Origin of the sequence: Methylobacter sp. BBA5.1, assembly GCF_000746145.1 — a bacterium.
Lineage (GTDB): Bacteria > Pseudomonadota > Gammaproteobacteria > Methylococcales > Methylomonadaceae > Methylobacter > Methylobacter marinus.
The window spans coordinates 19,603-44,576 of record NZ_JQKS01000024.1 but is presented as its reverse complement, the minus strand read 5'-3'; the positions used below and the strand labels follow the sequence as shown (position 1 = coordinate 44,576).

23 protein-coding genes are annotated in these 24,974 nt (G+C 53.8%); 8 read left to right on the top strand and 15 right to left on the bottom strand.

Features of this window, described 5'->3' with window-relative positions:
* Positions 1-33: 33 nt before the first annotated feature.
* The 9 genes from alaC to prmB all read right to left on the bottom strand — a co-directional run bounded on the left by alaC (position 34) and on the right by prmB (position 7,672).
* Positions 34-1,218, bottom strand: coding sequence for an alanine transaminase (alaC, locus tag EK22_RS15240; RefSeq protein WP_020161074.1), 1,185 nt, complete (start codon positions 1,216-1,218; stop codon positions 34-36).
* A 122-nt stretch (positions 1,219-1,340) separates the two neighbouring features.
* The gene (kdsB, locus tag EK22_RS15235; protein ID WP_081917918.1) at positions 1,341-2,111 is read right to left on the bottom strand and encodes a 3-deoxy-manno-octulosonate cytidylyltransferase; all 771 of its coding nucleotides are present in this window, start codon (positions 2,109-2,111) and stop codon (positions 1,341-1,343) included.
* Positions 2,108-2,299, bottom strand: coding sequence for a Trm112 family protein (locus EK22_RS15230; protein ID WP_020161076.1), 192 nt, complete (start codon positions 2,297-2,299; stop codon positions 2,108-2,110). The genes kdsB and EK22_RS15230 overlap by 4 nt, the downstream gene beginning before the upstream one ends.
* Complete coding sequence (lpxK, locus tag EK22_RS15225) at positions 2,292-3,290, bottom strand: tetraacyldisaccharide 4'-kinase (protein ID WP_036252373.1); 999 nt, start codon at positions 3,288-3,290, stop codon at positions 2,292-2,294. The genes EK22_RS15230 and lpxK overlap by 8 nt, the downstream gene beginning before the upstream one ends.
* The gene (locus EK22_RS15220; protein ID WP_020161078.1) at positions 3,287-3,724 is read right to left on the bottom strand and encodes an ExbD/TolR family protein; all 438 of its coding nucleotides are present in this window, start codon (positions 3,722-3,724) and stop codon (positions 3,287-3,289) included. Before EK22_RS15220 ends, lpxK begins: the two co-directional genes overlap by 4 nt.
* Complete coding sequence (locus EK22_RS15215) at positions 3,724-4,338, bottom strand: MotA/TolQ/ExbB proton channel family protein (protein WP_020161079.1); 615 nt, start codon at positions 4,336-4,338, stop codon at positions 3,724-3,726. Before EK22_RS15215 ends, EK22_RS15220 begins: the two co-directional genes overlap by 1 nt.
* Before the next feature lie 77 nt (positions 4,339-4,415).
* Positions 4,416-5,579 carry an MFS transporter gene (locus EK22_RS15210; protein WP_036252371.1) on the bottom strand — a complete coding sequence of 388 codons (1,164 nt, stop codon included), beginning with the start codon at positions 5,577-5,579 and terminating at the stop codon, positions 4,416-4,418.
* Positions 5,580-5,651: 72 nt separating this feature from the next.
* Positions 5,652-6,740, bottom strand: a complete 1,089-nt coding sequence (gene aroC / locus EK22_RS15205; protein WP_036252369.1) for a chorismate synthase — start codon at positions 6,738-6,740, stop codon at positions 5,652-5,654.
* Positions 6,740-7,672: a 50S ribosomal protein L3 N(5)-glutamine methyltransferase gene (gene prmB / locus EK22_RS15200; protein WP_036252367.1), complete on the bottom strand. Its 933-nt coding sequence runs from the start codon at positions 7,670-7,672 to the stop codon at positions 6,740-6,742. The genes aroC and prmB overlap by 1 nt, the downstream gene beginning before the upstream one ends.
* A 98-nt stretch (positions 7,673-7,770) precedes the next feature.
* Here prmB and EK22_RS15195 point away from each other — a divergent pair, with 98 nt between their 5' ends.
* The gene (locus EK22_RS15195; protein WP_020161083.1) at positions 7,771-8,652 is read left to right on the top strand and encodes an HDOD domain-containing protein; all 882 of its coding nucleotides are present in this window, start codon (positions 7,771-7,773) and stop codon (positions 8,650-8,652) included.
* A complete protein-coding gene (locus EK22_RS15190) occupies positions 8,618-10,153 on the top strand; it encodes a flagellar hook-length control protein FliK (RefSeq protein ID WP_235209422.1) in 1,536 nt (511 codons plus the stop codon). Before EK22_RS15195 ends, EK22_RS15190 begins: the two co-directional genes overlap by 35 nt.
* A 3-nt stretch (positions 10,154-10,156) precedes the next feature.
* Here the strand turns inward: EK22_RS15190 and EK22_RS23240 are convergent, their stop codons facing one another.
* The 3 genes from EK22_RS23240 to EK22_RS15175 form a co-directional block, all read right to left on the bottom strand.
* Entirely contained in the window at positions 10,157-10,810 is a 654-nt protein-coding gene (locus tag EK22_RS23240; protein ID WP_152565120.1) for a tetratricopeptide repeat protein, read from the bottom strand.
* Positions 10,811-10,823: 13 nt separating this feature from the next.
* Positions 10,824-11,360 (bottom strand): hypothetical protein, encoded by a 537-nt coding sequence (locus tag EK22_RS15180; protein ID WP_020161086.1) that lies wholly within the window; start codon positions 11,358-11,360, stop codon positions 10,824-10,826.
* 84 nt (positions 11,361-11,444) lie between these two features.
* Positions 11,445-12,806, bottom strand: coding sequence for an MFS transporter (locus EK22_RS15175; RefSeq protein ID WP_020161087.1), 1,362 nt, complete (start codon positions 12,804-12,806; stop codon positions 11,445-11,447).
* Between the two features lie 223 nt (positions 12,807-13,029).
* On the opposite strand from EK22_RS15175, the gene uvrA reads away from it, so the two are divergent.
* From uvrA to EK22_RS15150, 5 genes are all read left to right on the top strand, one after another.
* Entirely contained in the window at positions 13,030-15,846 is a 2,817-nt protein-coding gene (gene uvrA / locus EK22_RS15170; RefSeq protein ID WP_036252363.1) for an excinuclease ABC subunit UvrA, read from the top strand.
* A gap of 116 nt (positions 15,847-15,962) precedes the next feature.
* Entirely contained in the window at positions 15,963-16,379 is a 417-nt protein-coding gene (locus tag EK22_RS15165) for a hypothetical protein (protein WP_020161089.1), read from the top strand.
* Positions 16,380-16,420: 41 nt separating this feature from the next.
* A complete protein-coding gene (locus EK22_RS15160; RefSeq protein WP_036252361.1) occupies positions 16,421-17,236 on the top strand; it encodes a DODA-type extradiol aromatic ring-opening family dioxygenase in 816 nt (271 codons plus the stop codon).
* Between the two features lie 87 nt (positions 17,237-17,323).
* Positions 17,324-19,897 (top strand): glycoside hydrolase family 2 TIM barrel-domain containing protein, encoded by a 2,574-nt coding sequence (locus EK22_RS15155; protein ID WP_051961922.1) that lies wholly within the window; start codon positions 17,324-17,326, stop codon positions 19,895-19,897.
* 61 nt (positions 19,898-19,958) lie between these two features.
* Positions 19,959-21,533: a phospholipase D family protein gene (locus tag EK22_RS15150; protein WP_036252357.1), complete on the top strand. Its 1,575-nt coding sequence runs from the start codon at positions 19,959-19,961 to the stop codon at positions 21,531-21,533.
* Between the two features lie 100 nt (positions 21,534-21,633).
* Here EK22_RS15150 and EK22_RS15145 read toward each other — a convergent pair whose 3' ends face one another.
* Entirely contained in the window at positions 21,634-21,960 is a 327-nt protein-coding gene (locus EK22_RS15145; RefSeq protein ID WP_020161093.1) for a hypothetical protein, read from the bottom strand.
* 128 nt (positions 21,961-22,088) lie between these two features.
* Positions 22,089-22,781, bottom strand: coding sequence for a rhomboid family intramembrane serine protease (locus EK22_RS15140; RefSeq protein ID WP_020161094.1), 693 nt, complete (start codon positions 22,779-22,781; stop codon positions 22,089-22,091).
* Between the two features lie 299 nt (positions 22,782-23,080).
* Between EK22_RS15140 and EK22_RS15135 the strand changes: the two genes are divergently transcribed.
* Positions 23,081-24,421: a DEAD/DEAH box helicase gene (locus EK22_RS15135; protein WP_020161096.1), complete on the top strand. Its 1,341-nt coding sequence runs from the start codon at positions 23,081-23,083 to the stop codon at positions 24,419-24,421.
* A 53-nt stretch (positions 24,422-24,474) separates the two neighbouring features.
* Here the strand turns inward: EK22_RS15135 and EK22_RS15130 are convergent, their stop codons facing one another.
* Positions 24,475-24,864, bottom strand: a complete 390-nt coding sequence (locus EK22_RS15130; RefSeq protein ID WP_020161097.1) for a response regulator — start codon at positions 24,862-24,864, stop codon at positions 24,475-24,477.
* Positions 24,865-24,974 lie beyond the last annotated feature (110 nt).

The window sequence follows — 24,974 nt, the reverse complement described above, 5'->3', positions numbered from 1 at the left end:
CTGCACAAAGTATTATTCTAGATAAATTCAACATTATATAAGGTTGTCTTTCTTCAACATATTACGAATACCGCGAACAGCTTGGCGGGTCCTGTGCTCATTTTCAATCAGACCGAACCGGACATGGTCATCTCCATACTGGCCGAAACCAATACCGGGAGAAACCGCCACTTTGGCTTCCGAGAGCAATTTCTTCGAAAATTCCAGGGAGCCCATTTCCTTGTAAGGTTCCGGAATGGGCGCCCAGACAAACATCGTGGCCTTCGGTTTTTTAACCGGCCAACCGGCGGCGGTCAGGCCGTCGCACAGTACATCGCGGCGCTTTCTATACATCTCGGCAATTTCAGTCAGGCAATCCTGCGGGCCTTCCAGCGCGGTAATCGCCGCGATCTGGATAGGTGTAAAGGTACCGTAGTCCAGATAAGATTTGATACGAGCCAAAGCAGCGACAAGTTGCTTGTTGCCGCACATAAAACCGACCCGCCAGCCTGGCATGTTGTAGCTTTTCGATAGCGAGAAAAACTCGACAGCCACTTCTTTTGCCCCCGGAACCTGAAGAATGGACGGAGCCTTGTAGCCGTCGAACACGATGTCGGCATAAGCGATATCGTGTACTATCCAGATCTTGTGTTCCTTGGCCAGGGCGATTATCTTTTCAAAAAACTCCAATTCCACGCACTGTGTGGTCGGATTACCGGGGAAATTGAGAATCAGCATTTTTGGCTTAGGCCAGGAATCGACAATGGCTTTTTCCAGTTCCTCAAAGAAATCAATGCCGGGGACCAGAGGAATATGCCGCAGATCGGCGCCGGCGATAACCACGCCGTAAGGATGAATCGGATAAGCTGGACTGGGCACCAGCACGATATCGCCGGGACCTAAAGTCGCCAATGCCAGATGCGCGAGACCTTCTTTCGAGCCTATTGTGACAATCGCTTCGGTTTCAGGATCCAGATCAACATCGAAGCGGTTTTTATACCAGTTGCAAATAGCTCTTCTGAGCCTGGGAATGCCTTTGGAAACAGAATAACGGTGCGTATCCCCTCGCTGCGTCGCCTCAACCAGTTTCTTGACAATATGCTCGGGCGTAGGCTGATCCGGGTTTCCCATGCCAAAATCGATAATGTCTTCTCCGGCTGCGCGGGCTTTAGCTTTAAGCTCATTAACAATGTTAAAAACATAAGGAGGTAAGCGACTTATTCTATGAAATTGTTCCATTAACAGCCCTTGAGGAATAGAGTGTACAAGTGATAATAAAAAAACAGCCTAAAGTACTGTTGTTGCTGAGCCATGTCAAATATTTGACTTAAGGATAGGCCAGTGAAGCCGGGGCATACAGTTTAATGTGACGCGGATAATACCTGCTCCACGCGGATCAAATCCTCAGGCGTATCGACCCCGGCCGTCGGTGTCTGGGCGACGACTTTTACCCGTATGGATTCACCGTTCCATAGAATTCTCAGCTGCTCCAAAGATTCAACCGACTCCAGCGGTGATGCTTCCCACTGACAGTAACGGTTCAAGAAATCAACCGTATAAGCGTACATGCCGATATGCCGAAGATACGGCATCTTTCCCGATGGCATGCCGCCGGCATGATCAAAGCCGCCTCTTTCCCACGGGATGGGCGCGCGACTGAAATAAAGCGCCAGGCCGGCTTTATTCAATACGACTTTAACGGCGTTTGGATTAAAAATTTCCTCGTTGTCCACGATTTCAGCAGCCAGCGTGGCTATGCCCGCCTGCTGCTGTCCGGCCAATGCCGAGGCCACCTCGCGAATATAAGCCGGTGGTATCAGCGGCTCATCGCCTTGCAGGTTAACGATAATCTCTTCATGTCCCCAGCCGCACAGTCTGGCCACTTCGGCAATGCGCTCGGTACCGCTTTGATGATCCGGGCTGGTCATGATGGCTTTAATACCCTGCTCATTGACCGTTTGCAGGATTCTTTCGTCATCGGTGGCGACGATAATTTCATCGGCATCGGCTTCGCGAGCACGCTCGCAGACATGCGCAATCATGGGTTTGCCGGCAATGCTCAATAACGGCTTGCCTGGCAACCTTGTGGAGGCGTATCGGGCGGGGATGACAACTTTGAAACGCAGACTCATTTATGTAAAGCGTCGATTTCATCAAGGCTTAATTCGCGCGCTTCATCCTCCAGCATGACCGGAATGTCATCACGGATGGGAAAAGCGAGATGATCGGCTTTACAGATTAATTCCTGTTTGGCTTTATCGTAGAGCAACGGGCTTTTACATAAAGGACAGGCCAGAATATCGAGTAATTTTTTATCCATTGTGCTTTGTTTTCAATAAGTTTAATAATTGTTCGGAAAATTCCGGTGCAAGGACGGCTTTTACCGGCACATACCAGTGTCGTGGGCCTGCGAAAGCCGTGCATTTTACCGCATCCTTTTCAGTCATCAACACCGGTTTGTCATCATTGAATTCGATATCATGCGGTGCAAATTTGTAATGGTCGGGAAAGCTGCGCGTTATGCAGGACATACCGGCAGCCTCCAACAGCTTGAAGAAACGCTCAGGATTGCCAATACCCGCCAAGGCATGGCATTCACTGGCGCTGAAATCCTGCAATGGCTTTTGTCGCCCGGTGGCTAAATTGATCGCATTGTCGCCGGTCAGCCGCATGGGGAATTCATTGTCTTCCGCTTCTCCGCCATTAACGACCCTGAAATCGACGCTTTGCAGCCTTTCTATCGGTTCTCTGAGCGGACCGGCCGGCAGACAGTAGCCGTTGCCAAACCGCCGTTCGCCATCGATGACGGCGATCTCGATAGTACGTGCCAGGGCGTAATGCTGAAGGCCGTCATCCGAGACAATGACATCACAATCCGCCTGCGTCAGCAGCAGCTTGGCGGCATCCGCGCGTAAAGGACCGACCGCCATGGGACACCCCGTTTGTTTGGCCAATAACAAGGCTTCATCACCGACCCGTTCAGCGCTGCTGTTTGCATCAACCCGCTGAGGCCATGATTCAGCCGTGCCGCCATACCCCCGGCTAATGATGCCGGGTCTGTAACCGGCTTCCATCAACAGTCGAGTCAGCCAGATCACGAGAGGCGTTTTACCGGTACCGCCTACGGTAATATTGCCCACGATGATAACCGGAACGGGTACGGCCTGTGTTTTTAATAGGCCCAGACGGTACAAAAACTTGCGAAACCTGACCAGGTCACCGAACAAAAAGCCCAATGGACACAGCCAAACGCCGATGAACGGATCCTTATACCAGATATCTTGCGCCCATCGAGCCAGCGTCTTTTTCATTCTCCGGTTTTCGGCTCTAGCGTCGGAAAGGTGATATGCGTAAACCCTGCTTGCCCCGCACTGTCCAACGCCGCAATGACCGCCTGATGCGGCGTCTTGCCGTCGGCCTGGATAATAAAAGGAAGATGCGCGGCATGTTTGGCGAGCTTTTGCAATTCCTGTTTCAAGGCATCCCTGTTCTGATTGACCAGTTCATGCGGCAGGCCGTCCTCGCCTTTCAGGGAATAAACGCCGTTGGCATCGATAGTCAAGGTAATCATTTTCTCATGCGTTTCAGGTTCTGATCCCTTGGCTTCCGGCAGCTTGATATTGACTTCCGTTTGCCGGTTAAACGTGGTCGTGACCATGAAGAAAAGCAGCAACAAAAAAACCACATCAATCATGGGCGCCATGGAGATTTCAGGCGCTTCCCTTTTTTTACGGTGAAAATTCATCAGGCCTCCTCGCGCTCCCCATGCAAGACTTCGATCAGTTTTAACGCCTCCTCTTCCATATCGACGACGTATTCATCGACCAGTCGCTCAAAGTAACGATAAAAAATCAGACTGGGGATGGCGACGGTCAAGCCGGCGGCCGTGGTAATCAGGGCGACGGAAATACCGCCCGCCAAGGCATTGGGATCACCGACGCCATTGACCATAATGCCGGAAAAAACCTCGATCATGCCGAGCACGGTGCCCAATAAGCCAAGTAAAGGCGCAATCGAGGCAATAGTCCCCAGCGCATTGAGAAAGCGATCCAGGTCATGCACGACTTGCCGGCCGGCTTCTTCAATGCATTCCTTCATGACTTCGCGTCCATGATCGATATTGGCGAGACCTGCCGCCAGAATGCAGCCTAAAGGCGAACTGGTCTTCAATCGGTGCAACGCCATTTTGTCCAGCTTTTGTTCTCGGAACAGATTCCATACCTGCGGAACGAGCTCCGGCGGCAAAATTTTCTTTTTTTGCAGAGTCCACAATCGTTCGGCAATAATACCCATTGCGCCGATTGAGCATAGAATGATTGGCAGCATCATCCAGCCGCCACTTTTTATCACTTCAAACACATTATTTCCTAAAGTTCAGTATTGTTAACTAAAAACCACACCGGAAAGTATAGGTCACACACCGTAGTGTTGCCATTTTAACCTAAACTTGTCGGGTGTTGAGTATTTTCAAGGCCAATCAATAGGTAAGCGATTACAAAAGCCAGGCCGCAGGCCGCGGCCGCTATTGAATACACAAACGCAGGCCCCATTAATTCCCAGTAATAGCCGCTGTAGAGACTTCCGAGCATCCCCCCCAAACCGAAGCTCAGGCTGCTATATAAAGCCTGTCCTTTTCCCTGATGCCTACGTCCAAAATACAGATGGACCAAATGAATGGCCGCGACATGAGCGGCCCCGAAAGTGGCGGCATGCAGTACCTGGGCCAGAATCAGCAGCCCTAACTGGTCCGCATACCAGGCAATCATCAGCCACCGGCCGACGGCCAGCGTAATGCTGACCAGTAAAATATGCCGCAGCGAATAGCGCGATAACAACCGGTTCATGAACACAAACAAAACAATTTCCGCGCAAACGCCCAAAGCCCAGAGCCCGCCGGTCATCGTTGTCGAATAATGATATTGCTTAAGATAAACGGAATAAAAAACATAATAGGGCCCATGGGCAATCTGCAGCAGCAGATAAACCGTCAAAAAAGCCAGGACTTCCGGTTTTTTCAGGATCTGCATGATGCCCACGGCGTCTGTCTCGTGGGTGACGGCATGGGCCTCCGGTGTCGTTAAGGTCACCAGCCAGATTAAAGCCAGCAATACCGCAATAGCGGCCGGAAGCACTGACATGCCCTGACTGTCCAGCAACCAGCCAATGCCCAGCACCGTGGCAATAAAACCGACTGATCCCCAAAGCCTGATCTGACTATAACGGTGGGGCTGGCTTTTTAAATGAAATAACGTTACCGCCTCAAATTGCGGCAAGGCGGCGTTCCAGAAAAAACTGAAGCCGATGGTAATCCAGGCAAACCAGACATAATTGTGGGCGATTAAAAAACCGACAAAGATCAGGACCGCCAAAAACGAGGCGATGCGGATAATGCGCAGGCTCTTGCCGGTATGGTCGGCAACCCAGCCCCACAGATTAGGCGCAATGATTTTGGTGCCGACCAGCAAAGCGGACAGTTCGCCAATCTGGCCGGCATTAAAGCCGCTATCTTTCAGATAGAGGCTCCAATACGGCATGAAGCCGCCCAGCGTGGCAAAATAAAAAAAATAGAAACCCGAGAGACGCCAGTAAGGAACAGCCATGAGATGCCTTATTTGTCGCCACAAAACATGGCGTCGTGTCTTATGGCGGTGATGTGAGTCATAAACAATGGCTTATCTTAAAACCGGCAATCCGGAATGAACGTCGATATTTTGTGCCCGATGGCGCAACAAGTGATCCATCAACACAATCGCCATCATCGCTTCGGCTATCGGCGTGGCGCGAATGCCGACGCAGGGATCATGGCGGCCTTCCGTTACCACGTCAATGGCTTCGCCCTGCAGATTGATGCTTCTGCCGGGCAGACGCAGACTGGAAGTCGGCTTCAGGGCGATGCTGGCGACTATGGCCTGGCCGCTGGAAATGCCGCCGAGAATACCGCCGGCGTGATTGCTCAGGAATCCGTCCGGCGTGATTTCATCGCGAAACTGCGTACCCTTGCTGTCGATGCAAGCGAAACCGTCGCCTATTTCGACCCCTTTAACGGCATTGATGCTCATCAACGCATGCGCCAGATCGGCATCGAGCCGGTCAAAAATCGGCTCGCCCAGCCCCGGCGGGACATTGCTTGCCATGACATTGATTTTGGCGCCTATTGACTCGCCCTGTTTGCGCAGCGCATCCATATAAGCGACCATCTCCTCGATTTTATCGGCATCCGGGCAGAAAAACGGGTTGCTATCGATAATCGACCAATCGAGTTTTTCTATTTTTATCGGCCCCAGTTGCGACAGGTAGCCCCTGACCTCGATACCCGCCTGCTCTTTCAGATACTTTTTGGCGATGCCGCCTGCCGCTACGCGCATGGCCGTTTCGCGGGCCGATGATCGGCCGCCGCCGCGATAATCCCTAATGCCGTACTTATGCTGGTAGGTATAGTCGGCATGGCCGGGTCTGAAGCTGTCGGCAATTTTTGAATAATCCTTGGAGCGCTGATCGGTATTTTCAATCAGCAGGCCGATAGGCGTGCCCGTGGTTTTGCCCTCGAACACACCGGACAGAATCCTGACTTCATCGGCTTCACGGCGCTGGGTCGTGTGCCGGGATGTGCCGGGTTTTCGGCGATCGAGATCCTGTTGCAGGTCTGCTTCGGTCAATGGCAGTCCCGGCGGGCAGCCATCGACGATGCAACCCAAAGCCGGGCCGTGGCTTTCGCCGAATGTGGTGACAGTAAATAATTTTCCTATAGTGTTTCCAGACATTATGTTAAAGCCGCTAAAAATTGTTCGTGATATTGATTAACCTGTTCGGCCGTCAGTAAAAACACGCCGTCGCCGCCGCGCTCGAAATCCAGCCAGTAAAAAGGCACGTCGGGGAATGTGTGTTGCAGCGTTTCCGCGCTGCTGCCGACCTCCACGACCAAAATGCCCTGCTCCGTCAAATACTGACCGGCTTCGACCAGAATACGCAGCACGATATCCAGACCGGATTCACCGCCCTTAAAGCCCATGTCGGGCTCGGCGCGAAACTCGGCGGGAAGCTGTTCCCATTCGGCATGGCTGACGTAAGGCGGATTGCTGACGATGACGTCATATTGCAGCTTGGGCAATTCATTGAATAAATCCGACCGATATAATGCGACAGCATCGGCGATCTGGTGCTTCGCCACATTCATTTCAGCGACAGCCAACGCATCGACGGATAAATCGACCGCATCCACGTAGGCATCGGGAAATGCGTAAGCGCAGGCGATGGCAATGCAGGCGCTGCCGGTGCATAAATCCAGAATACGCAGCACCTGGTCTTCCTCGACCCAGGGCGCGAAGCGCTGCTCGATCAGTTCGGCGATCGGTGACCTTGGCACCAATACCCGTTCATCGACATAAAACGGCAGCCCCGCAAAGATCGTTTCATGCGTCAAATAAGCGGCCGGCTTTCTTTCGCTGATGCGTCTGCCGATCATATCGATGACCTGTTGGCGCTCGTCCAGCGTCAAAGCGGCTTCCAGGTAAGTATCGGACAGATTGTAGGGTTGATGCACGGTATACAGGACCAATGCCGCGGCTTCATCCAGCGCCGTTGCCGTACCATGGCCGAAACACACGCCGGCTTCGGTAAACCGGCTGGCGCCCCAGCGGATGTAATCACGGATGGTCGATAATGTGCTTAAAACATCGGATGGAGTTGTTTTCATTGCTCAACAAGAAATAATATAGAGACGATCAATCTCGATTGAAACGGGGATTTTAAACTAAACTTTTACAGCGTGTCCGAATAATCAACAAACAATGCATGAGTGAAATAGATAACAACCCTGGCAACACCGCTATCAGTTTGGCCAAAAACAAACTATTGTCGGATTGTTATTCCTATATGCTGTCGGATAAACTGGTGCTGCCCACGATTCCCGATGTGTCATTTAAAATCCGCCGGGCGATCAACGACGAGAAAGCCAATAGCACTAAAATCGCGCGTGTCGTGCAGATAGACCCGTCCATTACCGCCCGCTTGATCAGAATCTCCAACAGCCCGATCTACAGGGGGCGCAAACAAATCGAAAGCTGCCCGGAGGCCTTGACTCGTCTGGGATTAAGGGCGGCGCAGGATATCATTACCGCGTTTGCCATGAAATCGGTATTCAACGCCAGATCGCCGGTCATTCGCCGCAAAATGACTGAGTTGTGGATGCACAGCAGTTATGTGGGCGCCATCAGTGCCGTATTCGCCCACAAAGTCTCCGGCTTTGATCCGGATCGTGCCATGTTGGCCGGGCTGCTTCATGACATTGGTGTCGTGCCTATTTTGACCCATGCCGATAATCATCCCGATATTGTTTCCAGCCCCAAGGATCTGGCCGAAACGATTAAAGCCCTGCGCGCGGATATCGGCGTGCAGATTATCCAGCGTTGGGATTTTCCCGCTGATTTTGAGGATGTGATCATCAATGCCGAAAACTGGTTTATCGATAACCCGAACCCGCCCAATTACGCGGACATCGTCATGGTCTCGCAATTGCACAGTTACATCGGCAAGATTGATATCAAGAAGATGCCCAAGATAGCCGAATTGCCGGCCTATAAAAAACTGGCCGGGCATCTCGATGCCAAAGACAGCATTAATATTCTCGATACCGCGAAGGATGAAATCGAGAATATCCGGCAAATGCTGGCTTAACCGCATGGATGTCAAGGCATTCATCAGCGCTCAAGGGCAATTGCCGCTAGCCAAGCCGGCGGCAAGCCGGCTGAATCTGACTGTCGGCCAGGACATCGATGTCAAAGTCATCAGCGCCGGCATAAGTGAGGAAAAAAGCGCCATTCTGTTGAAGGTGGCCGACCGGCATCTGCAACTGCAAAGCTCTCATCCCATCGAGCTCACGCCCGGGCAGGCGCTGAAACTCCAAGTTATTCAGCTGTCCCCGGTTGTGGCATTCAGGATTCTTACTCAGTTGCCCAAGTCAAAAGCGCAAAATGCAGTGCTAAGCCTGCAATTCGTTCAGCCGGCGGATGAAAAGCGTAACACGGTTAATAATAGCGAGGCGCCTTTAGCCTTAAAACAGCGACTCGGAGTGAAAATAATCGGATTGACCGCTCATGAAATTCAGCTGCAAGTGGTTAGCCAAGCCAATGCCAGGCATCCACACCCACCTGTGCTCACCCTTGATCGCTCGCAGTTGCAGTTATCCAACACAACTCTGCCGACCATGCCTTTTGCAGCTGATCCGGATACGGCAGTTACCGCCTCGGCATTAAAAATCGGCCAACTGTTAACGCTGGAAGTCGTCAGGACCGGTATCCATCCTGAATTCAAACTGCTCCCTGCCCTTCCTGTTATTGAAGAAAAGATAAGCGACTGGATAAAACAAGTGTTGCCTCGTCATGAAGCGTCATCCGTGGTCTTGAATCAGTTAGTGCAGGATTTGCCGCACTTGCTGAGCAGTGAAACCGTTTCCCAGACGCTCAAGCAGATAGCCGCGGCTCTCTTGCAAACGCTTCCAGAACGGCCGCAACTAGCCGATCAGCAAGGGATCAAGCATGCGGTCAGCCAGTCAGGGTTATTTTTTGAAGCCAGGCTGCAGCAGTCGGAGGAGCAACCGGCATCAGCCTTCAAGGATGATTTTAAAGCCAGGCTGCTTAAATTCGTACAGGCCTTGAAACAGGAGATCGCGAAAAACGCCGGTGAAGCCTTCGATGACGCCGAACTCGGCCTGCTTAAAAATCTGGAGCGAAAGTCCGGGAACGCCCTGGCTAAAATCGTGCTGGACCAGTTGGCTTCGCTGCCCAAGGAAGACAGTCCAAAACAGGTATGGACGCTGGAGATACCTTTTGTGGAAAACACAAAAGCCGACACCGTAAAAATTGCAATAACGCGGGACAAGAAAAACAAGGCGCAGGCTAATGACGACAACTGGTCGGTTAATATCACGGTTACCCCGCCCGGACTCGGCACCATCGCCTGCACCGTTTCATTGCTGGATGACGGGCTGCATGCCTATTTTCTCGGCCAGAAACCGCAAACCGCCGATTTGATAGATCAGCATCTTGATTATTTCAGGGAACAGCTTGAACGATCCGGCTTAAAGACCGGGCGAATCGTTGCCCGGACCGGACAGGCAAAAACAGAGCCGGCGCCCGGGGAAATCGCCGGAAAACCATTATTTGACGACCGGGCCTGACGCTTAGAAACCCGCCGCTTTCGCTCTCGCCGCCCGGGCGCCTTCATAATCCTTCTGCATGACCCTGGCATTGGCAATCAATAACCAGCTCTGCCTTTTCAACCGGGTATCCTTGGACGCCAGTAATGCCGATTTTTTCGCCAGGTCTTCGGCCAGACGCGGCTTGGACTGCTTGATTCTTAACTCCGCCAGTTTATAAAACAAGGCGGCATTGCGCGGCTCGATTCTGATGGCACGCTCAAGCGCGGCAGCTGCCGATTCCAGATTGCCGGCCTGACTGTTCCGGTCCGCGGCTGAAACCAAGGCGCCTACGGCCGGTGATGGCGATACAAGCGCCAGATTTTCCAGGGGCTGTATGGATTCCGTACGCACCTCGGGCGGGCTAAAGGGTTCTTGGGTTAAAGGCGGCGCGTACTCCGGCGCCCCCTCCATCGGCGAGGTCGCGATCGAACCGGATTCCTTCAGCGGCCGGGTTGTGACGGTCGGCGGTTTTGGCTTGGCCGGCCTGGGCTTTACCTGCGGCCTGGGCGCGGGCTTGGCATAGACATCCGGCTGCCTGCCGGATACCGGTGCCGGCCGCTGGGTACCGAAAAAATCGGCACAACCGGTAATCAAGGAAGGTAGGGAACAGATTAATACAACTCGTTTAATTGACATCGGCGTCTTACTATCAAAATAGCTCTATGTTATTAAATTGGCTTTGTTGATGAGCTTCTTTTAACGCGAGAGCCTCATCCACGGATTTACCCTGAAAAATGGCATCGAACAGCAGCTTTTCCGACTCCATCGTATAGCGTGCCCGGATGCCTTCCTGAAAGTCCTGCCATTCCTTGGGATTATGAAGACCTTCGGAATTTTCCACCAATCGGGACAGGCTCCTTAAATTCGATGCCACGTGTTCCAGGCACTGCTGCATACGGTCATAAAACTGAAAAGCCACAACGGCGGCCTGGATTTTATCGCTGGTCTGAAAACAATGCGCGATAGCAGAATTCCTGGCCTCGCTGGACTCAAGAGACAGAAGATGGTCATTGATCGCCTGCATATGATCGACCATGGCCGTAAACGATTCCGTCAGCGTATTGACGGACGTGTCCGCCTCTTTTAACGCATCGTGTACCTGGGCGGCCGATAAAGACAACAGCTTGACCGTCTCTCGCTTTTGGCTCCAATCAGGATCGTTTTTTTTCGAACTGGAATGCGGCATGTTTCATTCCCACAATTAAGATTATGCAAAAAGGCCCAAGAGTGTAACACTCCCGCGTCCTGGCGGGTAAATTAACATCATTAATCAGGCACGAGAGTAGCTTGAGATCAGATATTGCAGATTGTCCCGGTCCAGCTTCTGATTATCCACCTTGAGATAGGCGACGGCCTCCTCGTAATGCAGCGTAACCTCCTCCACGCCGATGATTTTCACCATCTCCGCCATAAATTCATTGGCTTCCTGTTCCGATAATCGTTCCAGTGAAATGAGCAGATTCGCCCAATACCGCGGCGGCTTCATGGAAAAGGATAAAAGCAGCCAGCTGCCGGCTGCCGCGGCAGCCAATAAAAACACCGCGCCGGCACCAAATGCGCCGTAACACCAGCCGCCGACCGCGCCCCCAATCCCCGCCCCCAGAAACTGACAGGTTGAATAAGCCCCCATGGCCGTGCCGCGTAAATCTGCCGGTGCGGTCTTGGAGATTAATGAGGGTAAAGTCGCTTCCAGCAGATTAAAGCCGCTGAAGAACAGCCAGAGGAAAACGATGATGCCGGGCAAACTGTTATTGGCCAGCATCAAGCCGATATTGGCCAGCACCAGGGCGGCGATGGCGCCTATAAACACGCTTTTCATCTTGCGTTTTTTCTCGGCCAGAATGACGAATGGAATAATGGCGGCCATGGAGACGACGAAGACGGGCAAATACACCTGCCAGTGCCGGGCGGGGAGCAAGCCCGCATCGCGTATCAGCAACGGCACGATGACAAAGCTCGCGGTTAAAATGGCATGCAGAATAAAAATACCGTAATCCAGACGCAATAATTCGGTATTTTTCAAGACATGCGAAAACTGCGTCGGCACCAGCTCCGCATCCCGATGTTTCTTGGTGTGCCGGGGATTAGGCACGATGAACAGAATAATGGCTATTGCCAGTATCGCCAGCGCCGCCGTCAGCCAGAAAATACCGTTCAGGCCGATATGGCCGGCAATGACCGGGCCGGCGACAATGGCCACGCCAAACGATACACCGATGCTGGCGCCGATCAGCGCCATGGCTTTGGTACGGTGCACCTCTTGCGTCAAATCGGCGACCAGCGCCATGGTTGCCGCGGCTATGGCGCCGGCCCCCTGTATGGCGCGGCCTAAAACAACCCCGTGGATAGTCGTGGAAACGGCGGCGATCACGCTGCCGGCAAAAAACAGCAATAACCCGATGACAATGATTTTTTTGCGGCCGAATCGATCCGACAGCAAGCCGAAAGGAATCTGCAGCAGCGACTGGCTGATGCCGTAAATGCCAATAGCCAGGCCGATTAGCGAGGGTGTCGCCCCTTCAAGCTGTTCGGCGGACAATGACAATACCGGCATAATCAGGAACAAGCCGAGCATGCGAAAGGCGTAAATGCTGGCCAGGGACCAGGTGGCGCGTTTTTCCAATGGACTCATCGGACTTGTAATGTCCTGCACTTGTGTCAAAACCAGTTTCTCCTTATGTGCCAGAAATTAAATAAAAGCTCTACTTCGGGTTTATTTCAAAAGCGCGCATTATAACAATCATTCCGTCGTATTCACTATTTGTGCTCGCCCAAATTCCTGATCCAGCGTTAGTTTGTCTTAGCCTGGTTTTGAACGTATATTATGCGGTTGTTTAGATTGACGGAATTATTTGATGGATATCATTAGCATCCGCGGTGCCCGAACGCATAACCTGAAAAATATCGATCTTGATCTGCCCCGGGATTCACTCATCGTCATCACCGGACTTTCCGGTTCGGGCAAGTCATCGCTGGCTTTTGACACGATTTATGCCGAAGGCCAAAGACGCTATGTAGAATCGCTTTCCGCCTATGCCCGCCAGTTTTTGTCGATGATGGAAAAGCCCGATGTCGACCACATCGAAGGCCTGTCGCCGGCGATCTCGATCGAACAGAAATCGACCTCGCACAATCCGCGCTCAACCGTCGGCACCATTACGGAAATTTACGATTACCTGAGGTTGCTATACGCGAGAGCCGGCACGCCGCGCTGCCCCGAGCACCAGGTCTCGCTGGAAGCGCAAACGATCAGCCAGATGGTCGATCAGGTGCTTGCCCAACCCCGGGAACAACGCTGGATGCTGCTGGCGCCGGTCGTTAGCCAGCGCAAGGGCGAACATACCCAGTTGCTGGACGACCTGCGCGCGCAGGGCTTCATCCGTGCCCGCATCGATGGCAGCGTGTACGATCTGGACGAAGCACCGGCACTGGATCTGAGAAAGCAGCATACCATTGAAGTCATCGTCGACCGCTTCAAGATCCGCGACGATCTCGGCACACGCCTGGCCGAATCCTTCGAGACCGCCCTGCGCATGGCCGACGGCATTGCGATTGCCGCCTGCATGGATGACGGCACGGAACTGCTGTTTTCCGAACGCTATGCCTGTCCGCATTGCGGCTACAGCCTGAACGAACTGGAACCGCGCATCTTCTCGTTCAACAATCCCAAAGGCGCCTGCGGCAGTTGCGACGGACTGGGCGTGCGCCAGCACTTCGACCCCGAGCTGATCATTCACAACCCCGACATCAGCCTGGCCGGCGGCGCGATTCGCGGCTGGGACCGGCGCAACGCCTATTATTACCAGATCATCTGCTCGCTGGCCAAGCATTACGATTTCGATCCCGAAGTGCCGTTTTCACAATTGCCCGGCGACATTCAGTCCGTCATCCTTTACGGCAGCGGCAATGAGACCATCGAGTTCAAGTTCATGACCGGCACGGGCGGCGCCAAAAAAAGACGCCACAGCTTTGAAGGCATTATCGCCAATATGGAGCGGCGTTATCATGAAACCGATTCGCAAATGGTTCGGGAAGAACTGGCCAAGTATTTATCCAACAAGCCTTGCAACGTCTGCGGCGGCGCCAGGCTCAACATCGCGGCCAGGAACGTCTTCATCGTGGATCTGGCGATTCATCAACTGACGCGCTTGCCTATCCGCAGAGCGCTGGCGTTCTTCTCGCAGCTCGGCCTGACCGGCAAGCGCGGCGAAGTCGCGATAAAAATCGTCAAGGAAATTCAGGAGCGGCTGGAATTTCTGGTTAACGTGGGGCTGGATTATTTAACCCTGGACCGCAGCGCCGAGACGCTGTCCGGCGGCGAGGCGCAGCGCATACGCCTGGCCAGCCAGATCGGCGCGGGACTGGTCGGCGTCATGTACGTGCTGGACGAGCCTTCGATAGGCCTGCACCAGCGCGACAACCAGCGGCTGCTGAATACCTTGTTCCGGTTGCGCGACCTGGGCAACACCGTGATCGTGGTCGAGCATGACGAGGATGCCATCCGCTCGGCGAACCACATCGTCGATATCGGCCCGGGCGCGGGCGTCCATGGCGGACGCGTCATCGCCCAGGGCACACTGGCCGACATACTTGCCAACGAAGACTCGCTCACGGGCCAGTATCTGTCGGGCAAGGTCGACATCGCCGTGCCCCAGTCGTTGACGCCTGTCGATAAGGACAGACAGATCGTCGTGCGCAACGCGCATGGCAACAACCTGAAAAACGTCGATATCGCCTTCCCTGTCGGCTTGCTGATCTGTGTCACGGGCGTATCCGGGTCGGGCAAGTCAACGCTGATCAATGACACGTTGTATTGCCATGCGGCGCGCTTGATCAACCGTGCCGGCGCCATCCCGGCCCCCTGCGATGCCATCGAAGGCCTGGATCATTTCGACAAGGTCGTCGATATCGACCAGAGCCCGATCGGCCGCACGCCGCGCTCGAACCCGGCCACTTACACCGGCCTGTTCACGCCGATACGGGAATTGTTCGCCGCCACGCCCGAAGCGCGCTCGCGCGGCTACACGCCGGGCCGGTTCAGCTTCAACGTCAAGGGCGGTCGTTGCGAAGCCTGCAAGGGCGACGGCGTGATCAAGGTGGAAATGCATTTTCTGCCCGACATCTTCGTCAACTGCGACATCTGCCATGGCAAGCGCTACAACCGCGAGACGCTGGAGATACGCTACAAAGGCAAAACCATCAATGAAGTGCTGGACATGACCGTCGAGGACGCGGCCGCCTTCTTCAGCGCCGTTCCGGCCATTGCCCGCAAACTGGCTACCCTGACCGAAGTCGGCCTTAGCTACATTACCCTGGGGCAAAATGCGACGACCCTGTCCGGCGGCGAAGCGCAACGTGTCAAGCTTGCCAAGGAACTTTCCAAACGCGATACCGGCAAAACCCTGTATATTCTCGATGAACCGACCACGGGGCTGCACTTCCATGATATCAAGCAGCTACTGTCCGTCCTGCACACCTTGCGCGATCACGGCAATACGGTCATCGTCATCGAGCATAACCTGGACGTGATCAAAACGGCGGACTGGATTATCGACATGGGCCCCGAAGGCGGCGACGGCGGCGGCACGCTGGTGGCCGAAGGCACGCCGAAACAGATTGCCGAAAATCCGGCCTCGCACACCGGTGTCTACCTGAAGCGGTTTTTTGCCTAACCGGCATGGCCTCCTGATCAGCCCGTAAGGGAAACTTAGCCCCCATGCCGCTGTCAGATTTGCTGATGCTTTCCAAAGCGAACCATTAACGTAACGCTATAGAGAGAGGATGAGTCATGAGCAATCTGACGTCAGCGAATGAAGCACACACCGCACCTACAACAGACTTCGGTATTTTTTATCCGCTCGGTTATCTTGTCGTCGCGTTTCCGAACCAGGAGGATGCGCGGCAGGTGCAGCGGGATCTCATGGCCGGCGGATATGACCCGGCCGATTGCGAGTTTTATACAAGCGAGGAAGTGGCTGATGCGGCACAGCGTAATCTCGCTGACAACAAGGGTTTTCTGGCGCGATTGGGCTGGAGTGATGAGGCCGTAAAAACCCATCTGGAGGCAGCCAGGCAAGGCTCCGCATTTTTGTTGATCTATGCGCCCGGCGATACGGACGCGGCTCGCGCGATGAATGTTATTCGGCGCGTACCGTTCGATTTTGCGCATCGTTATCAGCGTTTCACGATCGAAAAAATGACGTAATCGCATTGCCTGACCAGTGCGGCGTACCAACACGGGCTATCATGAACGGCAAGTTAACAAATACCGGGAAAGGTTCGGTCTTATACCTTTCCCATGGCGGCGGTCCCTTGCCCTTGCTCGGCGACAAAGCCCATGAAGAACTGGTAGCCCTTCTTAAAAAAATAACGCCTGCTCTTGGTCATCCTTCGGCTATTCTGGTGATCAGCGCTCACTGGGAAGAAGACAGGCCGACCATTACCAGCGGCGCGTCACCTTCATTGATCTATGATTATTATGGGTTCCCGGATGAATCCTATTCTGTCGAGTATCCAGCACCCGGTGCGCCGAGGCTTGCGCAAAAGACAGCCGATCTCTTGCAAAGCCATGGCATTGACGCAAGCCTGACCGATCAGCGGGGCTTTGATCACGGTTTATTCGTGCCGTTAAAGATCATGTATCCCGAAGCCAACATTCCCTGCCTTCAATTGTCCCTGGTCAAATCCTTGCGGCCCGATGAGCATATCCGGATCGGTCAAGCCCTGGCCGCCTTGTTGGCACAACAGGTGCTGGTTATCGGTTCCGGGTTTTCCTTTCATAATCTCAAGGCTTTCTTTGCGCCATCGACAACGGAAACGCAAGCCATGAATGACGTTTTCGAACAGTGGCTGATCGATACCTGCACCAACCGCCGGATAACTGAATCCGAGAGAGAACAGCGGCTGATCAACTGGCAGAGCGCCCCGGCCGCAAGGTATTGCCATCCGAGAGAAGAACACCTGTTGCCGTTGCATGTTTGCTACGGTGTCGCCGGCGCCCCGGCCCGGCAGGCTTTCAGCTTTGAAGTAATGACAAAAAAGGCGAGCGCTTATCTTTGGTAATCGGAACTTTAACAGGCATTCTTGCCGCGCATGATGGGATCGCGCTGGCAATGAATTCTGGCATTAGCGATTTACGGCTGTACCGGCATGGTTGATCAGGGCGCCAGCGTAAATGCCCGGGAACTGCGGACGACGACGCCTCTGGTTGGCAACTGGAAGTTCGTTCAGGATGATACGCTGGCGGCCGACTGGCAACCGATATCCCTGCCCCATGCCTGGAATGCCGCGGCGCCCTATAGGCGTGGTATTGGCTGGTATCGGCTCACATTCGAGACGCCGACAACGGGCGCACGCCACTGGCTTGAGTTCGGGGCCGCCAGCATCGTGGCCGATGTCTGGCTGAACGGCCGCAAACTGGGCCGGCATAGAGGCGCTTTCACGGCTTTCCGCTTCGATGTCACCGACAAACTGATTGCGAATGGCGGCAATGTATTGCTGGTCAAAGTCGATAACCGGGCGCCGACAACGGACAGCGATGTAACGGCCATTGCGCCATTGAGCGGTGATTTCAATATGTCCGGCGGCCTTTATCGCCATGTCGCGCTGATTTCCACGCCGGATCCGGTCCACATCGCCCTGGACGATATGGGCGGTCCGGGCGTCTATGCCGCCACGACCGGCATTTCGGACAGCAGCGCAACGGTCAATGTGCGGAGTAAGCTGAAAAGCGATTCCGGGCACGACGCCGACTATACCATCCGTGCCGCCTTGTTGGCGGACAATGGCCGGCTTGCAGGCATGGCGCAAAAAAACGTGTCGCTGGCGGCCGGCGCCCGCCTGGAAGTTCCGCTTGAGCTGATCGTTGACAATGCTCGCCTGTGGCAAGGCCTTGACGACCCTTATCAATATCAACTGGTCGTCGAACTACTGGCAACCGACGGCACGCCTCTCGACAAGGTTGTGCAGCATTTCGGCATTCGCCAAATGCGCTTCGATGCCAATAAGGGTTTCTTCCTGAACGGCAGGAATATCCGTCTACACGGCGTTGCCATGCATCAGGATTATCCCGGCAAGGGCTGGGGTATTACCGATGAAGATATTGATGAGTCGCTGGCACTGATCAGGGATATCGGCGCGAATACCGTCCGCCTGGCTCACTATCCGCATAACCTGCGCACCCTGGAGGTCGCCAGCAGACTGGGGCTGGTGGTCTGGGCGGAAGTGCCTTTCGTGAATGGGGTGAGCACGGTGCGCTGTTCCGGGACCGATGCCACCGATGCCTTTAAGGCCAACGTGAAGCAACAACTGCAGGAATTGATTCGCCAGCAGTACAACCAGGCCGCAATCGCCATGTGGTCCGTCGGCAACGAAATTGCGATGATGAGTACCGGTTGCCCGGCCGCACCGTACGACAATGTCACGCCGCTGTTGCGGGAACTGCACGCGCTTGCCAAGGCCGAGGACGCTAGTCGAGTCACGACCGAGGCGGATCTCGGCGAGGAATTGGCCGCCATGGGCCGGTCCATCGCCACCGGCGGCATTACTGATGTCTGGGCGCTTAACCGGTACTGTCTCTGGTATTACGGCAACAGCGTCTCGGAGCTCGGCGCATTACTCGATACCCTGCACGACAAATATCCCGACCAGCCCATGGGTATCAGCGAGTACGGCGCGGGCGCCGCCCTGAGCCACCATAGCGACAATCCCCTGGGCGGCCCCGCGGAGGTGTTCAATACCGGGCAACCGGTGGTCTATCAGCCGGAGGAATACGCCAATTATGTTCACGAGCAACATTACCGGATGATTACGGAAAAGCGCTACCTGTGGGGCAGCTACGTCTGGAACATGTTCGATTTTGGTTCTGCCATGCGCAATGAAGGCGATATCAGGGGCGTCAATACCAAAGGCCTGGTAACGTTCGATCGGCGGACCAAAAAGGATGCGTTTTATTTCTACAAGGCCAATTGGAGCAGCGACCCCGTGACCTATTTTACCGGTCGGCGCTACACCCATCGAGCCTATGCGGTCGCCGATGTAAAAATCTACAGTAACGCGGATTCGGTGCAGCTGTCGGTCAACGGCAAGGTCATCGGTTCAACCAGCAAGGCTCAATGCCCGATGAGCATCTGCCTATTCAAGGATGTCAGGCTGAGCCCCGGCATTAACGAACTCACGGCACTGGGCGATCACGGCGGCAAATTCGTCAGTGATTCGGTACAGTGGTCGCTGCATACCCGCGACGTCAATATTGCCGCCGGCCAGCTGACGACCGGATTCACCGCATCCGACGGCGCGCTGTTCGGCTCGGATCATTTTTTCACGGGCGGCCGGGGCGACTGGCTGATCGCCAGGGCATTAGCGGCATCGGATGATAAAACGCCGCCTCGCGTTACGCCGGACCCGCACCTGTTCAGCAATTTCCGGCGCGGTACGTTCAGCTACGATATCCCGCTCGATAATGGCGACTATTCCGTCACGCTGGGCTTTCTTGAGCCTGACAGTCATGCCGCCGTCGGTGACCGGGTCTTCACTGTCGCCGTCAATGGCCGGCCCCGGCTAAGCCATTTCGATATTCTGAAAGCGGCCGGCGCCTATCGCGCGGCGGTTGTCAGGACTTTCCCGGCGACGGTTTTCGAAGGACGGCTCCGGCTTGCTTTCATGCCGAACAAAGGCGAAGCGATTGTGTCGAATATCAGAATAAGGAAACTACAGTCGCCGTGACTACCCGACGGCGATCAACCGCCGACATAAAGGTACTTGAATATGTATAACAGACTGCCGGATGAATAATGGCATCAGCACATGCAAGGGCGTCGCTCGATATCTACTGGCATTTAGCCTGGGCACAAGCCTGATCGCAGGATGCAGGCCCTTACCCTCGCTCGAAGGACGCAGCGTTTCCGTAGCGCTTTCCATCAGCGAAGCCAGGAGGACCCGGCTTGGGAAGGCGATTTCTCCCTCGGCCGAGGCGCATCCCGGAAAATCCGGCATTTATCCCCTTCCTGACCCCCATGACGCGTTTGCCGTACGCGCGCTATTGGCCAATGCCGCCGAGCGCACTCTTGATATCCAGTATTACATCTGGCACAGCGACATGACCGGAATTCTCCTGCTTGAAGCCCTGCACGCCGCGGCCGACCGGGGCGTCCGCGTGCGGTTATTGCTTGACGATAACAATACCGCCGCTGAACTCGATACGGCGCTAGCCGCGCTTAATTCTCATCCGAACATCGAAGTTCGCCTGTTTAATCCGTTTATGTTCCGCAAGTGGCGTCTGCTTGACTATATCACCGACTTCTCCCGCGCGAACCGGCGCATGCATAACAAATCCTTTACCGCCGATAACCAGGTCACGATCATCGGCGGCCGCAATGTCGGGGACGAGTATTTTGGCGCGGCTGAAGGCGTGTTATTTGCCGATCTGGATGTCATGGCCGTGGGGGCGGTCGTCAAGGAGGTATCAAACGACTTTGACCGTTACTGGGCCAGCGAATCCTCCTATCCTGTCGACTGCGTGCTGCCGCCCGCCAAGCCCGACCTGATCGAACAAGTGGCATTGGCAGCATCGGCGGTCGCGGATGATCCGGCCGCCGCGGCCTATATGGAGGCGATACGCAATTCCGCGTTGATTCATAAATTGGTTCAAGGACACCTGGAGCAGGAATGGGGGGTAACCCGCATGGTCAGCGACAACCCGGCCAAAGGCCTCGGCCAGGCCTCAAAGGAAGAGCATTTGACCCATGAGCTTAATGAAATCATCGGCGAACCTGAAGCTGAAGTGGAACTCGTTTCGCCTTACTTCGTGCCGACCGCCGCCGGGGTCGATGCCTTTGTGGCGCTTGCCAACCGGGGCGTGGACATCAAGGTCTTCACCAATTCCCTGGAAGCCACGGATGTACCTATCGTACACGCCGGTTATGCGAAATGGCGCAAACCGTTGCTCAAGGCCGGCATCACGCTCTATGAAACGCGGCTTTTGTCTCCCGGGACCGAGAGAGACAGAAGAACCGGCATACTGGGCAGTTCAGGGTCCAGTCTGCACGCGAAAACGTTTTCGGTGGATCATTCAAGCATTTTCATCGGCTCGTTCAATTTCGATCCGCGCTCGGCAAGGCTGAACACCGAATTGGGCTTTATCATTGACAGCCCGACATTGGCAAAACAAATCGACGCCGTGTTCGCTAACGGTATTCCCGAGAATGCCTATGAGGTCCGGTTGTCCGAAAAAGGCGATCTGTATTGGTTCGAGAATCGGGATGGCCAGCTGGTGCGGCACGACACAGAACCCGGTACCCGTTTCTGGCAACGTGCCATAGTGACTGTTCTGTCTTGGTTGCCGATCGATTGGCTTTTATAAGCGGGATGGGATTTAAAAAATGCTTAATGAAAAAAAGGCGTGTCGAACTGATTCGACACGCCTTTTTTGCGCCTGACTTTCATAAGGCAGGGAAAGGAAATTAACCTTTTACTGAATCGGCAATTTCATTAAACGCTTCAACCCTTGATTTGCCGGTATTGACCAGATCAACGCCTGTATCGACAACCATTTTGCCAAGCCCCGGTATTTTGTAAACTCTCATGCCCAAGTAACCGACAATCGGAACGGCGATAAAAGCCGCGATAAAGCCATTAAGACCAATCGCGGACATGAGTTTGATCAGTAATGCTATCGCATCCAGTGGCAATAAAACCATGGCGCCGAAATAGGCCAATACCATGAACGTGAACAGTACAAAAACGACGAATTGAAGCAACCTTACCAATGCAACATTAATATTTTTCATATTACTTTAATTTCCTGATAGATCTTTAAGAAGCCTTTCTTAGCCAGAATGCGCCTGACCCTAGTTATTTTTGTCAAAAAGCCCCACTTTTTGAGACCGGCAATTATACCTTAAAGCCATCAAAAAATTTAATTTTCTTCCATCGGCTCATTTCGAACAAACAAGCGATACAGAATGGAACCGGTAATGAAGCCGCCTAAATGCGCCCACCAGGCCACGTCGACGGTAACGCCTTCAAAAATGACCGAAGTGGTCGCTTCATGCAGTTGGATGATGACCCACAGCCCCAAAAAAGCCACGGCCGGGATATGGATGACAATCGGCAAAAAGAACAGCGGAATCCAGACGATGACGCGAGCGAGAGGATAGAGAAAGAAATAAGCCGCCAGCACGCCGGCAATGGCGCCCGAGGCACCGACTACCGGGATAGCAAGGCGGGGATCGAAATACCATTGCAGAAACGTGGCGCAAAGCCCGCACAGCAAATAAAAAACCAGAAACGGCCCATGCCCCATTCTGTCTTCCACATTGTCGGCAAAAATCCACATAAAAATCATGTTGATGGCCAGATGCCACCAGTTCCCGTGCAAAAACAGACTGGTCAAAAAAGACAAGAAGTGGTCATCCGGCAAACCGAAACTGAGCGCCCAATGTGGGTCCGAATAGCGAATAGGCACCATGCCATAGAGATAAATCAGCCGATAACTTAACTCATGCGGCATCACTTGCATGGCAATGAAAACGACAATGCAAATGGCCATGATCACCCAGGTGACCCAAGGTCTTATATTGCAAGGCGCGGTATCTCTAATCGGTATCATGGATTCTCCTGGTATTAACTGACATGGATTCTCCTGGTATTAACTGACATGGATTTGCGGTAAGGCAAGCATGATTATTCCCGTGGCTTTTGATCTTGCGTTTTAGTCATTATTGCTCGAATCGATATGAGATGAAAAACCGCACCTGCGCAAGATCAATTATCAGATCAAGCTTATCAGTTAAAAATATCGGCAGGCAATGAATCTGTATTTATTGATAAATCCCCGGCCCAAAAAGTTTATAATGCGGAAAAAACCGCTCCTTCCCATCTTTGCCTTTCGGCGGCGACTGACCATTCATGCAACCTAATTCAACAAATAATACCGATTTATCCTTTTCAAGCTTATCCCTGAACGAGCATTTGCTTGCGGCGCTGGACAAACTGGGCTTTGATCAGCCCACGCCGGTTCAACTGCAGACCATTCCCCCCGCTCTGGCGCACCAGGACCTGCTGGTAAGCGCGGAAACCGGCAGCGGCAAAACGGCCGCGTTCCTGCTGCCGGCCTTGCACCATTTGCTGACCATTCCCGCCACCCATGCCGGAACGCGGGCGCTGGTGCTGGCCCCTACCCGGGAATTGGCACGGCAGATTTTTCAGCAATGCCGGCAATTGTGCGAATTCAGCGACCTGCAGGCCGGCCTGGTTACCGGCGGCGATGACTTCAGGCAACAGCAGAAAACCATCCGTAACAATCCCGATATTGTCATTGCCACGCCGGGGCGGCTGCTCGAACTGTTGGAGCAGGAGGTTTCGAATCTCGATGAGCTGGAAATACTGATACTGGATGAAGCCGACCGCATGCTGGACATGGGCTTTAGCGAGGAGGTGCTGGCCATTGTCGAGCACTGCAATTCGCAACGGCAAACCCTGCTGCTTTCCGCGACGCTGGTCCATCAAGGCATCAAGAAAATGTCCGACCGGGTACTGACAAAACCTGAAGTGATTGCCTTAAACAGCCGGCACGATGAACACAGCCATATCGAGCAGCAAATTGTCCTGGCCGATGACCACGAGCACAAACAAAAACTGCTGGCCTGGCTGCTGCTTAACGAAACCTATGACAAGGCCCTGGTATTCACCAACACCAAAATCCAGGCCGACAGCCTGCGCGGCCCGCTGCGCGGCCAGAAACTCCGTGTCGGCGTACTGCATGGCGATATGGATCAGAAAGAACGCAACCGGGTCATGGCTTTATATGGCCAGGGCGAGATTAATATTCTGATTGCCACCGATGTCGCCGCGCGCGGGCTCGATGTAAAAGGCATCAATCTGGTCATTAATTTCGACATGCCGAGAACCGGCATCGATTATATTCACCGCATTGGCAGAACGGGCCGTGCCGACGCACGGGGGCTGGCGATTGCCCTGGTGAAAAGTACGGAATGGAACTTGATGGCCGGCATCGAGCGCTTTTTGAAGCAGAAATTTAAACGCCGCACGATCAAGGAAATGGAAGGCAAATACAAAGGCCCTAAAAAGCTCAAAGCATCGGGCAAGGCCGCGGGCAGCAAGAACAGGAAAGAAGCTAAAAAAGAGGCCGTTAAAAAGACCAAAATGCGTCATCGCGACAAGAAAAACATCGGTAAGCGTCGCGTGCCGAGCAATAAACCGGCAACCGGGCAAGCCGGTTCCGAGTAACAAAAAAGCGGGCAACCCGACACAAGAGTTGCCCGCTTTTTCAAATCAATCGTTCAAGTCAGTTTACTGACCACCTTGGCGATCAGATCCACTGGCTTGAAGGGTTTTATCATGTAGGCGGTAATGCCCGCGACAATGGCTTCCTTAACCTTGGTGCCTTCGGACGACGAAGTCAGCATGATAAAAGGGATCGCGCTTAACTCCGCGTCCGCCTTTGCCGCCAGGAACAACTCCATGCCGCTCATGACCGGCATGTTCCAGTCGCATATCACCAAATTGACTTTCACCTTCTTGAGTAAGGCCAGCGCCGTCTGCCCGTCCTCGGCTTCAAAAACATGCGTAAAACCGCCTTCCCGTAAAATCGCCTTGGTCAGTTTACGCATTGAAGATGCATCATCGACAATCAAAATCTTTTTTTGCAGTAATTCTGCTGGTATTTCCATTCTTGTCCCCAACCTTATGTTTATAAGGGTTTTACCCCCACCCTTTAGTCTTGAAATTATATAAGAACCATGGCGCCATCGACAAATTGATTGCCGAAAATTGCCAAAAA